Source organism: Azospirillum sp. B2RO_4 (genome assembly GCF_051124815.1).
Lineage (GTDB): Bacteria > Pseudomonadota > Alphaproteobacteria > Azospirillales > Azospirillaceae > Azospirillum.
Genome location: NZ_CP118490.1, coordinates 465,308 through 479,433, shown reverse-complemented (window position 1 = coordinate 479,433; position 14,126 = coordinate 465,308). Strand labels below are relative to the sequence as shown.

General features: G+C 68.4%; 8 protein-coding genes. 3 read left to right on the top strand and 5 right to left on the bottom strand.

Annotated elements, in window-relative coordinates; all coding sequences use genetic code 11:
• Positions 1–74 precede the first annotated feature (74 nt).
• Positions 75–881 carry a DUF2076 domain-containing protein gene (locus PWS46_RS28205; RefSeq protein ID WP_434624768.1) on the top strand — a complete coding sequence of 269 codons (807 nt, stop codon included), beginning with the start codon at positions 75–77 and terminating at the stop codon, positions 879–881.
• 284 nt (positions 882–1,165) lie between these two features.
• Entirely contained in the window at positions 1,166–1,363 is a 198-nt protein-coding gene (locus PWS46_RS28200) for a hypothetical protein (protein ID WP_434624766.1), read from the top strand.
• Positions 1,364–1,387: 24 nt separating this feature from the next.
• Here the strand turns inward: PWS46_RS28200 and PWS46_RS28195 are convergent, their stop codons facing one another.
• The 3 genes from PWS46_RS28195 to PWS46_RS28185 are packed head-to-tail and all read right to left on the bottom strand — an operon-like array spanning position 1,388 to position 7,618.
• Positions 1,388–2,518, bottom strand: a complete 1,131-nt coding sequence (locus tag PWS46_RS28195; protein ID WP_434624764.1) for a response regulator — start codon at positions 2,516–2,518, stop codon at positions 1,388–1,390.
• Entirely contained in the window at positions 2,515–6,453 is a 3,939-nt protein-coding gene (locus tag PWS46_RS28190; protein WP_434624762.1) for a PAS domain S-box protein, read from the bottom strand. The genes PWS46_RS28195 and PWS46_RS28190 overlap by 4 nt, the downstream gene beginning before the upstream one ends.
• 4 nt (positions 6,454–6,457) lie before the next feature.
• Complete coding sequence (locus tag PWS46_RS28185; protein ID WP_434624760.1) at positions 6,458–7,618, bottom strand: FIST signal transduction protein; 1,161 nt, start codon at positions 7,616–7,618, stop codon at positions 6,458–6,460.
• Positions 7,619–7,953: 335 nt separating this feature from the next.
• Here PWS46_RS28185 and PWS46_RS28180 point away from each other — a divergent pair, with 335 nt between their 5' ends.
• Positions 7,954–10,590: a methyl-accepting chemotaxis protein gene (locus tag PWS46_RS28180; protein WP_434624758.1), complete on the top strand. Its 2,637-nt coding sequence runs from the start codon at positions 7,954–7,956 to the stop codon at positions 10,588–10,590.
• Positions 10,591–10,687: 97 nt separating this feature from the next.
• On the opposite strand, the gene PWS46_RS28175 is transcribed toward PWS46_RS28180, so the two are convergent.
• Entirely contained in the window at positions 10,688–10,876 is a 189-nt protein-coding gene (locus tag PWS46_RS28175) for a hypothetical protein (RefSeq protein ID WP_434624756.1), read from the bottom strand.
• A 282-nt stretch (positions 10,877–11,158) separates the two neighbouring features.
• Positions 11,159–13,930 (bottom strand): phosphoenolpyruvate carboxylase, encoded by a 2,772-nt coding sequence (ppc, locus tag PWS46_RS28170; RefSeq protein ID WP_434624754.1) that lies wholly within the window; start codon positions 13,928–13,930, stop codon positions 11,159–11,161.
• Positions 13,931–14,126 lie beyond the last annotated feature (196 nt).

Sequence of the window (14,126 nt, the reverse complement as noted above, 5' to 3'; positions counted from 1 at the left end):
TGTCCGGCGGGGTATGGTGACTCCACATCAAGGGATGGCGCCGCTTGCGATGGGCGCCATGTTAGGAGACGTCGATGACCCCCGAGGAACGCACGCTTCTGTCCGACCTGTTCCGCCGCCTGCGCGAGGTGGAATCCCAGCAGCAAGCCCAGCCGCGCGACGCCGAGGCGGAGGACTTCATCCGCCGCGCCGTTCAGGACCAGCCGCTGTCGTCCTATTACATGGCGCAGACGGTGCTGGTGCAGCAGCAGGCGCTGACCGCGGCCCAGACCCGGATCGAGGAATTGGAGCGGCAACTGCGCGACCGCCCGGCCCAGCCGCAGCAATCCGGCGGCAGCTTCCTGTCGAACGCGCTCGGCATCGGCCGCAGCCCCTGGGGCCGCGGCGCCGAGCCTCCCCCCGCCCCGTCCTATTCCCAGCCGGCGCAAGGCCAGCAGGCCCAGGCACAGCCGGCTGCCGGGCGCAGCCCCTGGGGTGCCGCACCGGGAGCGGCCTATCCCCAGCAGCAATACAGCCCACCCCCCTTCCCGCAGCAGGGCATGGCCCCGCGCGGCGGCGGGTTCTTCGCCGGAGCGGCGCAGACCGCGGCGGGTGTGGCCGGCGGCATGCTGGCGGCGAGCGCCATCTCCTCCCTGCTGCATCATTCGCCCGGCCCCTTCGGCACGGCGATGGCCCAGCCCCTGGGCGGCGAGACGATCAACGAGACCGTCATCAACAACAACTATTACGGCGACGACCAGGGGCCGCAGGGCGACATGGCACCGGATACGGTCCAGGACGCCTCCTACGACCCCGATCCGCCGCCGGCCGATGATGTGTCGTACGATGATTCGTCCTTCGATGATGGCGGCAGCGGTGGCGGGGACGATTCCTGGATTTGACGCCCCGTCTTCGCGCTTCATCAACGGTTGGTGACACCGTTTTGCATTCTGCGACCGCAAAGTTGCGTCGCAGAATGCAGCGCAGGTCGCTCCTGCTCCACGTCACGCCTAGATTACGGTTAACAGGCGCTTGGCCCGTTTGGACTGAAGGCTTCGCATAGTGGGCCCGCCTGTTGCCGGCCTGGTGCCCGGATGAGGGCTTACCCTGATCGGCAGATTATCATCATACTTTGGTATGGCCTTTGCTGCTTTGGCTGCGGTTCAGTTCAAACGGAAATGCAGCTATGGCTTTCACAGTCACCATCGCCCCCTGCCGCACCGATCGTGCGCCGAATGGCCGGATGCGGCTGCCGATCCAACTGCTCGAGATCGCCCAGACGATGTCGGACGATTGTGACGGTCATCCGATCCGGATTGTCGATGCGGACGGCCAGGAGGCGGCCGTCATCGGCCGCCAAGAGGTCGAAATCGAACTGTTCTGAGGATGGATTTGCGGCGGAGGCCCGTCACTCCTCGTCGCTGTACCGGCTGGCGATGTCCTTGAACTCGTCCTCCAGCGCGGTGAAGGCGGCGACGACGGCCGGGTCGAAGTGGCTGCCGCTGCCTTCGCGGATGATCGCCGCCGCCTTCTCATGCGGGAAGGGCGGCTTGTAGCAGCGGCGGCTGATCAGCGCGTCGTAGACGTCGGCAACCGCCATCAGCCGGGCCGACAGCGGGATCGCCTCCCCCGCCAGTCCCTGGGGATAGCCGGTGCCGTCCCAGCGCTCATGATGGCCGTGCGCGATCTCCCGCGCGATGCGCAGGAAGGAGCTTTCGCCGGCCAACGCGATCTCCGCCTGCCCTTCGGCGGCGAAGATGGCGTCGTGGCCCAGTGCGGCGTGAGTCTTCATCACATGGAATTCGTCGTCGCTGAGCTTACCCGGCTTCAGCAGGATCGAATCCGGGATGCCGACCTTGCCGACATCGTGCAGCGGCGCCGATTTGTAGAGCAGCTCGATGGTTTCCTCGTCCAGCCGGCCGGCGTAGCGCGGATCCCGGCTGAGATGCAGGGCGAGCGCCAGCACATAGTTCTGGGTCCGGCGGATGTGGTTGCCGGTCTCGTTGTCGCGGGTTTCCGCCAGCGAGGCCATGGCGCGGATGGTTGCGTCCTGGGCGCGCAGCAGGTCGCGCGTGCGCTCCGCCACCCGGTCCTCCAACTGACGGTTCTGGTCGGCGAGCGCGCGCCGCGCCTCGCGGAGGGCGATGTGGGTGCGGACGCGGGCCAGCACCACCGGCGGCGAGATCGGCTTGGTGATGTAGTCGACGGCCCCGACCTCGAACCCGCGGGTCTCGTCATGGACCTGACCCATGGCAGTGATGAAGATCACCGGGACCTCGCGGGTGCGGGCGTCCTCCTTCAGTTTCCGGCAGACCTCCACCCCGTCCATGCCCGGCATCATCACGTCCAGCAGGATCAGGTCGGGCAGCGGGTCGCCGGCCAGACGGGCGAGCGCCTGCGGCCCGTCCTTCGCCACGATCAGGCCATAGCTGTCGCGCAGCAGGTCGGCCATGACCTTCAGGTTGATCGGCTCGTCGTCGACCACCAGGATGCGCGGCTTCTCGCCGTTCGGCAGGGCAACCGGATTCGGCAGGCTCATGTCGCGGTCTCTCTCCAGTCACGCAGGCGGTCGCGCAGGTCTGTCAGCGCGGTGGCCGCGTCGTCGAAATCGAAGGCGCCGGCATGGCGGTTCACCCGCTCCGCCATCTGCGCCACCGGGCTTCCGGCCAGGAGGCGGGCAAGCGCATCGGCCAGATCCCCGGCCTCCGGATCGCCGGCGATCAGCAGGCCGCCCAGCTGGTCCGCCAACGACAGCGCCGCCCGCAGCATGTCGCGCGGCAGCCCGGCCGCCGGGGATGGCGGCGCAACCGGCGGCCCCGCCGCGGGGACGCTGTCCGCCACCGGCCGTCCAAGGGTGCCGATCCCCTCCACCACCAGCGCGAGCGCGTCGGCCAGCCGGTCGAGCACCCCGTCATCGAGGATCGGCGGCACCGTCATCGCCCCGGCCTCGACCCGACCCGCCAGGGCCGACAGGTCCATGGCGCCGACCGTGGCCGCGGTGCCCTTCAGCGTGTGGGACAGCCGCAGCACGTCCTTCCAGCGCTCCTCCCGCACCGCAGCGGCCAGGCGTGCGGCCTCCCCCTCATGGGTGGCGGCGAAATCGATCAGGATCCGGCGCAGCAGGGCGAGGTTGCCGTTCACGTTGCGCCGGGCGACGGCAAGGTCGAGCGCCGGCAGGCTGTCGGGCAGCGCCGGGGCGGCCGATACGGCGGCCGGCATCACGGCCGGCCCGGCCGCGGTCCCCCCGATCCCGCGCACCGGCTTCAGCCAGCGGGCGAGCGCCGCATACAGCGTGTCCGGGTCGATCGGTTTGGAAACATGGTCGTTCATGCCGGAATCGAGGCAGCGTTCGCGGTCGCCGGCCATGGCGTGGGCGGTCATGGCGATTATCGGCAGGCTCGACAGCTCCAGCTCGCGCCGGATCAGCCGTGTCGTCTCATAGCCGTCCAGCCCCGGCATCTGAACATCCATCAGCACGAGGTCGAACTTCACCTCGCGCAGGCATTGCAGGGCTTCCTCGCCGCTGCTGACCACCGTCGCCTCGATGCCGACCAGTTCCAGAAGGCCGCAGGCGACCTGCTGGTTGACCGGATTGTCCTCCACCAGCAGAACGCTGCGCCCGACCAGCGCCGAAAGCTCGGTCGACTGGGCGGGGTCGGTCACCCGGCGTGCGGTATCGGCGGGCCGGGCCGAACCGCCCAGCGCGGTCATCACCGAATCGAACATGGCCGACGGCGTCACCGGCTTTTCCAGCACGGCGGTGACCGGCCCGGCGGGGCTTGCCATCCCATCCACCGCGCCGTCCAGCGCCCCATCCAGCGCCCCCTGCACCCCGTCGGCGCCATAGGCGGTGGTCATCACCACCGGCGGCTGGGCCCCGGGCAGCGCGCGCAGGCGGCGCAGCGTTTCCACCCCGTCGAGATCCGGCATGCGCCAGTCCAGCACCACCAGTTCCACCGGCGGCTTCACCCCGGCCTGCCCCTCCTCCAGACGGCGCAGAGCCGACCGGCCGTCGCCGACCGATTCCACGGTCAGGCCGAAGCGTTCCAGCATGTCGGTCAGGATGGAGCGTACGGCGTCGCTATCGTCCACCACCAGAACCCGGCGCTCCATCAAGTCGCGCGGCAGCCGGTCGTCGGCGGTGTCGCCGGCCGCGACGCGGCAGCGGATGGCGAAGCGGAAGATGCTGCCTTCCCCCGGACGGCTTTCCACCGACACGCCGCCGCCCATCAGTTCCACCAGCTGCCGGCAGATCGCCAGCCCCAGCCCGGTGCCGCCGAAGCGCCGCGTGGTGGAGCTGTCGGCCTGGGTGAAGGGGCGGAACAGCGCAGCCGCCTGTTCCGCCGACATGCCGATGCCGGTGTCGCAGACCTCCACCTCCAGCCGGTAATCGTCGCCGGTGCCGATGCGCCCGCCCACCGTCACCACCACCTCGCCCCGCTCCGTGAACTTCACGGCGTTGGAGACGAGGTTGAGGATCACCTGACCCAGCCGTAGCGGATCGCCGACCAGCGTGCCCGGCACGCCGCCATGCAGGTCGACGATCAGCTCCAGCCCCTTTTCCCGCACCTTCGGCAGGACGACCGTCGCCACCTCCTGCAGCACGTCGCCGATGTGGAAGGGGATCGCTTCGATCGTCAGCTTTCCGGCCTCGACCTTGGAGAAGTCGAGGATGTCGTTGATGATGCCGAGCAGGCTGCGCGAAGAGGCATGGATCTTGTCCAGATAGTCGCGCTGGCGCGGCGACAGTTCCGTCTTCATCATCAAATGGCTGAGCCCGATCACCGCGTTCATCGGCGTGCGGATCTCGTGGCTCATGTTGGCCAGGAAGTCGCTCTTCTGGCGGTTGGCGCGGTCGGCCTCCTCCTTGGCGCGGGCCAACTCGTCCTCGGTCCGCTTGCGGTCGGTCACGTCCTTGTGGATGCCGGTGATTCGGGTGGGCAGGCCGTCCGCATCGCGTTCCGTCACCTTGCCGGCCGACAGGATCCAGACCCAGGCGCCCGACTTGTGGCGCATGCGGAACTCGACCTCATAGACCGGGGCACGGCCGGCCACATGGTCGTCCAGCGTCGCCAGCACCCGCTCCCGGTCGCTCTCGTGCAGCAGCCCCAGCCAGGTGGCGCCGTTGCCGGGCAGCTCGCCGGGGGCATAGCCGAGCATGCCGAGCCAGCGGTCGGAGAAATAGGCGTGGTCCATCACCGGGTTCCAGTCCCACAGCCCGGTGTTGGAGGCGTCCAGCGCCACCGTCAGCCGCTCCTCGCTCTCCTGCAGGGCGGTCAGCATGCGCTGGCGTTCGGTGATGTCCTGGAAGACGGTGACCGACCCGACGATGCGGCCGTCCTCGCGCAGCGGCACCGCGGTGATGGCGATGGGGAAGACGGTGCCGTCGCGGCGGACGAAATGGTCGGTTTCCGAACGGTGGATCTCGCCGCGGCGGACGGTGTTCAGCACCGCGCAATCCTCGCCGGGCACCGGCCGCCCCTGGCCGTCCTTGTAATGCACAGCGTCATGCAGGGTGATGCCGCGCAGGTCCGCCAGCGACCAGCCCAGAAGCCGCTCCGCCTCCGGGTTCAGGAAGGTGCAGAAGCCGTTGCGGTCCAGCGAGAAGACGCCCTCGCCCATGCTGTCGGTGATGCTCTGCAGGAAGCGGCGGCTGTCCTCAAGCTCCGCCTCCATCCGCTTGCGTTCGGTGATGTCGGTGCGGATGGCGATGTACTGGTGCGGCTGGCCGTCGGCGGTCAGCAGCGGGACGATGGTCGCCGCCACCCAATACTCCTCGCCCGCCTTGGTGCGGTTGCAGATCTCGCCGTGCCAGACCTGTCCGTCCATGACTGTGTGCCACATCTCGGCGAAGAAGCCGGAGGGATGGCGGCCGGAATTGACGATGCGGTGCGACCGGCCCAGCAGTTCCTCGCGGGAAAAACCGCTGATCTGGCAGAACTTGTCGTTGGCGTAGGTGATGATGCCGCGGTGATCGGTGATGCTGACGATGGCATGCTGGTCGAGCGCGAATTTCTGCTGCTCCAGCGCCCGTTGCGCCGCCGAGCGCTCCTCCACCAGCCCGGCCATCAGCTGGCTCAGCCGTTCCAGGCTGTCGGTCGGCCCGCTGTCGGCGGAATCCGGCAATTCGGGGCGGCCGTCCGCCCGCAGCAGGCTGTTGGCGATGCCGCGCAGCCGGCGGATGGCATGGGCCTGCGCCGCAGCCTCGCGCCGCAGCCGCTCGTTGGTGTCGGCCAACTCCTCCGAACTGAGCTGCAGGCTGCGCGCCCTGAGCGTCAGGTCGCGGTCGGCCTGTTCGTAACTCTGGCCGATGCGTGCGAACAGCGCCGGCAGCGAGTCCAGCATCCGCGCCGCGTCGGTCGACAGGCCGGGGGTGCCGGCGAGCGCCTTCAGCTCCGCCAGGACGGAGTCCGCCGCCTCGGCGGTCGGCAGGCCCAGCACCCGCTTGAACTGGCTTTGCAGCAGGCGGTGCATGCGGTCAGCGTTCCGTCAGCAGGGCAACCGTCATCGTCTGGTTGTGCAGCCGGCAATCGACCAGATCGCGCATCGGCCCGATCTCTCCATAAGAATAGAAGCCGGTCAGCACAGCGCCGGGCCCCATCCGGTCCGCCACCGCCTGCACCTCCTCCTCCACCCGGTCGCCCATCACCAGCTTGCGCCCGACACAGCTGACCAGAAGGGCGAGCCGGTCGCCCTCGGCCACGCCCCCGGCCACACCCCCGTCCACACCCATGCTGCCGGCGGCGGCGATGGCGCCGGCCTGCTCCGCACCGTCGATCAGCCCGTCGGTGCTGGCGTGCATCAGCCGCAGGAAGAAGCCCTCCTCCACCGTGCCGGCCAGGATCAGGCCGCCGGCCGCCTCGTCGATGCCGAGGATGGTCCGGATCAGGCCGACCGAATCGTGGTTCCCGTTCAGCAGTTCGAATGGAAACAGCAGGCCCGATGCCGGCAGGTCGCGGGCATAGTCGCCGAGATAGCGCTTGTAGACGTTCAGCGCCGGCTCGCCGTCCAACTGCAGCAGAAGGTTGCCGACGGCCTTCGTCACCTTGCGCGCCGGCCCGAACGGCTCCCACCCGCCGACGGAGCCGAGTCCGAGATGGAGGCCCCCGCCGTAAAGCCCGACCGCCACCGCGCGGCTGTCGGACACGCCGGACGGCCCCAGCACCATCGTGCGGACAAAGGCGCCGCCGTCGCCGGCCAGCCCGCCCGACACCGGAATGCCCGCCGGCAGGCGCGAGGACAGCCCGTCGATCAGCGCGCTGCCGTTCACGCCGACGCCGCGGGCGAACAGCAGAACCCCCGACAGTCCAGGACGGGCGGCAAGCGCCTCTCCCAGCACCTCTCCTGCCCGCTGGCTGTCGTCGGCAGACACGATGTCGGTCTCGACCGCGGCCGCATCGCCGCCTTGGTCGAAGCGGATGGCGGTGACGGTGCAGGACCCGTCGAGGACGGCGTCGCCGGCGATCTCGCCCGCCGTGCTGCATCCGGCGATCACGGCGCCGGGGAATGCGGAAGCCAGCCGGACGGCGAGGTCCGGGCCGTCGAAGATTTCGACGGAACCGAAGACCAGGACGAGATCGGCCGGCTGCGGAACCAGCTCCGCCGCCGGAGGTGCGAATGCCGCTTGCCAAACCCGCATGCCTCTCCCCCTCGCCGATGATTTCCGGGGCAGATTATCACGCGGCCGGAGTCCGGAAGAGGCCCTATAACGTTCGGGGGTGGCGGATGGTCATAATGACGCATGCGGAATCCATCGGCGGTTGGCCGAAATCCGAAATGGGTATGACCTGGAGTGGCAGAAAATGAGAGTTCCCCCGTAAGGATCTGTCAACCACACTGCGGTATGGTTGGGCTGCCAAGCAGTGCGGATCGGAACCAATCCCCGGGAGTGGGGGAGCGGTCCGCGGCCGGCGGGAACGAACAAAACGGGCAAAAAGTCCGATCTGAGACATTTGCGGGGGAGCAGGACGCATTATGACGATGGACGCGCGCGACGACACCATGATGCCGGACCGCCAGGACGGCACTCCACGCGGCAGACGGATGGGCGTACGGGGCAAGCTTCTGCTCGCTTTCGCCGGTATGGCCGGCATGACGGTCGCCGCCAGTATCGTGGGGCTGACGTCCTTCTCGGCGGTGGAACGCCCGCTGACGCAGATCGTCGGCACCGGTCTGCCGGAGATGGAGCTGGCGAAGCGCCTGTCGGGCGAGAGCAGCGGCATCGCCGCCGCCGCCCCGGTGCTGGCCGCCGCGGAAAGCCAGAGCGAGCGCGAGCGCGTCTATGGCGAGATCATGGGCAACGGCAAGGCGCTGGGCGCCCTGGTGGAGGAACTGGCCTCCCACCGCTCCGGCGACCCGCGGATCGGCGAGCTGCGCAGCAAGACCGAAGGCCTGATCGCCACGCTGGAGCATGGCAACACCGCGGCCAACCAGCGCCTGTCCGTCCGCGGCACGCGCGAGGCGATGGCCGTCGATCTGGCAAAATCCTACGACGCCTTCCTCGCCAACCTCGCCCCGCTGACCGAACGGGCCGGCGCCACCCTGCGCAGCAAGGGCGAGACGCTGGACAACAGCACCGAGCGCGACATGAACGCGCTGGGCGATGCCGTCCGCTCCCTGATCACCATGTACGAGGTGCGCGGCGACCTGGGCGTGGCGTCGGAGTCCCTGACCCGCGCCGGCGGTGCTGAGACCGCCTTCGCCGTCACCCAGCACCAGCAGAGCTATCTGGAAGCGGCCGCCCGCATCGTCAGCGCCACCGCCCAGATCGGCAGCCGGCTGAGCAAGGAGGCTTCCGATGGGCTGGACGCCTTCTTCCAGTTGGGCGACGGCGCCACCGGCGTCTTCGACCTGCGCCGCAAGGCCTTGGAACTGCCGATCGGCAGCGCCGAACGCGAGGCCCTGCGCCAGAAGACGGCGGAAGTCCTGGCCGAGGCTGCAAAACGGCAAGCTTCCCTGCTGGAGCAGATGGAATCGCCGCTGATGCGGCTGAAGGCGGAAATCAAATTGTCGAGCGTCAACGTCCGCTCGCAGACCCGCGATTCCATGCAGGATCTGCTGGGAGACGGGCTCGCCCGCTTCCGCAGCTATCTGGAACTGTCGACCTACGCCGCCGCCACGGTCGGCGCGCTGAACGAGGCGACGCAGGCGCCCAATGCCGAACGCCTGACGATGCTGGAAACCCGCTTCACCACCGCCGCCAAGGCGATGGAGGAGCGGCTGAAGGCCCTCCAGACCGCCGGCGACGACGGGCTGCCGAAGCTGGTCAAGAGCGCCGAGGTGCTGGCCGGCTTCGGCAAGGGCGACAACAGCCTGTTCAAGCTGCGCCGCTCCGAACTCGCCGCCGCTGAAGAGAACGAGAAGGTCCTGGCGGAGAACCGCCAGATCGCCCGGCAGTTCGCCGGCATGGTCGACGACCAGATCTCCGCGATGAAGCAGGAGGCGGACACCGCCGCCGCCGGGGCGACCGACGCGCTGTCCGCCGGCCGCAAGATGCTGATCCTGTTCGCGGTCGCCAGCCTGATCGGTGCCGCCGCGCTGGCGTGGTTCGTCGTCGGCCGCAACATCGTCGCACGCATCAGCCAGCTGTCCGACGCCATGCGGGCGATCGCCGCCGGCAACCTGAACGCGCCGATTCCCAAAGCCGGTTCCGACGAGATCGGCGACATGACCCGCGCCCTGATGGTGTTCCGCGACACCGCCAACGAGGCGAATGCCGCCAACGCCCGCGCCGAGGCGGAGCGCAGCCGTGCTGCCGGCGAGCGGCGCCGCGCCATGGTCGAGATGGCGGAGAATTTCGAAAGCAGTGTGCGCGGCGTGCTTGACCGCGTCGCCCGTGCCGCCGGCGAGATGCAGGACATGGCCCAGCGCATGACCCGCAACGCCGAGGCCACCACCGGCGAGGCGGCCACCGCGGCCAGCACCTCGCAGCAGGCCGAAGGCAGCGTCAAGGCGGTGGCCGCCGCGACGGAGGAATTGTCGGCCTCGATCCAGGAGATCGGCAGCCAGGTCCACGCCTCCAGCCAGATCGCCCGCAAGGCGGCGACCGAGGCCGAACGCACCGACCGCACGGTGGAGGGCCTGTCGCAGTCCGCCAACAAGATCGGCGAGGTGGTGCAGCTCATCAACGACATCGCCAGCCAGACCAACCTGCTGGCGCTGAACGCCACCATCGAGGCGGCCCGCGCCGGCGAGGCCGGCAAGGGTTTTGCCGTGGTGGCGAGCGAGGTGAAGAGCCTGGCCAACCAGACCGGCAAGGCGACGGAGGAGATCTCCAGCCAGATCCAGGCGATGCAGTCGGTGACCCAGGATGCGGTGGACGCCATCCGCTCCATTGCCGGCACCATCCGGGAAATCAACGAGATCGCCGCCACCGTCGCCGCCGCGGTCGAGCAGCAGAGTGCCGCCACCCGCGAGATTGCCCGCAATGTGGGTGAGGCGGCCGACGGCACCCAGCATGTCCGCCGCAACATCGACTCCGTCGCCCGCGCTGCCGCGGAATCCGGCGAGTCCGCCACGCGCGTGCTGACGGCCTCCTCCACCGTCGCCGACGAGGTGCGGTCGCTGGGGTCCCAGGTCGACGGCCTGGTCAACCGCATGCGGGCCGGCTGACCGGTCTGCAAAAAGCAGAAGTCTACAAAAAGAAAGCCCCTCTTCATTCAGCGGAGAGGGGCTTTTCTTATGGCGAGGCGGTCGCCCGGCGGGTCGCTCAGCGCTGACGCGGCTCTACCAGGATCGGCCGCCAGATCACCGCGGCGCCGGCACCGGCACCGCAGGCGCCGCCGCAGAATTCCTCGTATGTGTCGGTGGCGCCGCCCTGGGTGCTGGGGGACGTGCCGGTGGTCGCCCGCGCCTGTTGCTGCTGGGCCATCTGCTGCTGTTGGGATTGAGTGGTCATACCATTTCTCCTCTCGGGGAGGCATGAGGTATCAAAATACTCAAAGGCGATCAACTGGGATTTTCGGCCGAGTTATGGTGATTTATTTAGGCCAAAGCCTCGATAACCGCGATTTGTTTTGCAATGCCGAAGAGTTGAGCGTGCATCGCACAAGAATAGGGCAAGGCGGACCAAGTCCTTCGTCTGCAAACAAAATGCGCCCTTCCCCGCGATGGAGGAAGGGCGCATTTGTGGGCAACGGTGCGGCGGAAAGCCGCGTGGTGGTGCGATGCGGTAGGCTGGTCAGCCGCTGTTGCGCAGGCCGGCGGCGATGCCGTTGATGGTCAGATGGATGCCGCGGGCGATCTGCTCGCCGCTGTCGCTGGTGCGGTGACGCTTCAGCAGTTCGACCTGGACATGGTTCAGCGGGTCCAGATAGGGGAAGCGGTTGCGGATCGACCGCGCCAGCAGCGGGTTGTTCTCCAGCAGGGCCGTCTGGCCGGTGATCGCCAGCAGGGCGTCGATGCTGTCCTGCCACTCCGCCCGGATGCGGGAGAAGATGGCGTCGCGCAGCGCCGGATCCGACACCAGCCCGGCATAGCGCGACGCGATGGCAATGTTCGACTTGGACAGCACCATGTCCATGTTGGACAGCAGCGTGCTGAAGAAGCCCCAGTCACGGTGCATGGCGCGCAGCCGCTCCATCCCGTCGGGATGCTGGGCCAGATAGGCCTTCACCGCCGACCCGAAGCCGTACCAGCCCGGCAGCATCAGGCGGCATTGCGCCCAGCTGAACACCCAGGGGATGGCGCGCAAATCCTCGATGCTCGTCGACTTCTTGCGCGAGGCCGGACGGCTGCCGATGTTGAGGTTGGCGATCTCGCCGATCACCGTCGACTCCCAGAAATACTTCTCGAAGCCCTCGGTGTCGTAAACCAGCCCGCGATAGGCCTTGAAGGCGTGCTCCGACAGCTCTTCCATCGTCTGGAGGAACAGGTCGGTGCAGGGGGCGGCCGATTCCGGGTGCAGCAGCGTGGCTTCCAGCGTCGCCGCGGCCAGCGTTTCCAGGTTGCGGCGGCCGACCTCCGGGTTGGAGTATTTGCCGGCGATGACCTCGCCCTGTTCGGTGATGCGGATGGCGCCCTGCACGGCGCCGGCCGGCTGGGCCAGGATAGCCTGATAGCTGGGGCCGCCGCCGCGGCCGACCGAGCCGCCGCGGCCGTGGAACAGCCGCAGCCGCACGCCATGCTTGGCGAACACCTCGACCAGCGCGATCTCGGCCTTGTACAGTTCCCAGCCGGAGGTGAGGAAGCCGCCGTCCTTGTTGCTGTCCGAATAGCCGAGCATCACCTCCTGCAAATTGCCGCGGCTTTCCAGGAAACGCCGGTAGGTCGGGATCGACAGCAGCCGGTCCATGGTGGCCGCGCAGTTGCGCAGGTCGCCGATGGTCTCGAACAACGGCGCGATGTTCAGGTCCAGCGCCTTTTCCTTCGGCCGCAGCAGCCCGGCTTCCTTCAGCAGGACGGCGACCTCCAGGATGTCCGACACGCCATCGGTCTTGGAGATGACGCAGTTCACCACCGCATCGGCGCCGAAGCGGGCACGGGCGTCGGCGGCGGTGCGCAGGATGTCCAGTTCGGAGTTGGTCTCCTCCGAATAATCGGCGTAGCGCGAGGCCAGCGGCCGGTTGGTCTCCAATTCGCGGACCAGCAGCTCGATCCGCTCATCCTCCGACAGCGACTTGTAATCGACATCGGCGTCGGCGAAGGACAGCAGCTCCGCCACCGACCGCTCATGCACGTCGGAGTTCTGGCGCAGGTCGATGCTGGCCAGATGGAAGCCGAACAGGTCCACCGCACGCCGCAGGTGACGCAGCCGGCCCTTGGCGAGCGCGGCCGAACCGTTGACGGTCAGCGAGCGGTCGATGATGTCGAGGTCGGCGCCGAATTCCTCCGGGGTCAGGTAGGGCGGTGCGTCGCCCACGGCATGGCGCGGCGCCTCCAGCCCGTCCAGCGTCCGCAAGGTCGCGGCGACCCGCGCATAAATGCCGGAAATGGCGCGGCGGTACGGTTCCAGCTTGCGGTGCGGCGAGGGATCGGGCGAGCGTTCGGCAAGCTGGCGCAGCGGCTCCGACACGTCGATGACGCGGGTGCTCAGCGACAGCTCCGATCCCAGCGTGTGCAGTTCGTCCAGGTAGAATTGCAGGGCGCGGGTGCTCTGCATCCGCATCGCCTGCCGCAGCACGGGCGCGGTGACGAAGGGGTTGCCGTCGCGGTCGCCGCCGATCCAGCTGCCCATGCGCAGGAAGGACGGCAGTTCCGTCGTCGCCCAGGACGGGTCGGTCTTGCGCAGATGGTCTTCCAACTGGGCGTAGAAACGCGGCATCTCGCGCAGGAAGGTGTAGTCGTAGAAGGTCAGGCCGTTCGCGACCTCGTCCGTCACCGCCAGCTTGGTGGCGCGCAGGATCGCGGTCTGCCACAGCGTCAGAACGGCGCGCTGCAGCGATTCGAGGTTGGTCTCCTCCTCCTCCGGCGTCATCGGGCCGTGGTCGCGCTCCGCCAGCAGCTTGGCGACCGCCATCTGCACGGTCAGGATGCTCTTGCGCTGCACCTCGGTCGGGTGGGCGGTCAGCACCGGGCTGACCAGCGCGCCGTCGAAGAACTCCTTCAGCTGCTGGGTGGTGACGCCGGCCTTCGCCGCCTCGTCCAGCGCATGAGCCATGGTGCCTTCGCGCGGGGACGACCCGGCGAGCGCATGGGCGCGGGTGCGGCGGATGTGGTGCTGGTCCTCGGCGATGTTGGCGAGGTGCGAGAAGAAGCTGTAGGCCCGCACCACCCGCGCCGTCTGCGGCGGCGACAGGCTGTTCAGGATCGCCTCCAACTCTTTGCGGGCGCCCTGGTCCTCTTCACGGTGGAAGCGGATGGAGGTCTGGCGGATCCGCTCGACGATGTCGAACACCGCCTCCCCCTCCTGGCTGCGGACGGTGTCGCCCAGGATGCGCCCCAGCAGGCGGATGTCTTCGCGGAGCGGCTGGTCCTTCGTCTCGGAACTTTCCTGCAGCAGGATGGCGGACATGGGCGACGGTTTCCTGGTCGAGGATGGACGGATACGGGTCGATGCGCGAACCGGGATGGTCAAAATCCGGGCAGGAAATCTCCATGCACGCGAAGTGGTCAGACCATCGGCGACAGCATGCCCATTCTGTCGGAAGTTTCAACCGTCCGTGTGCTGGTGCGAAATGATTTCCATAATTCGCAGCGCTGAGAAATGC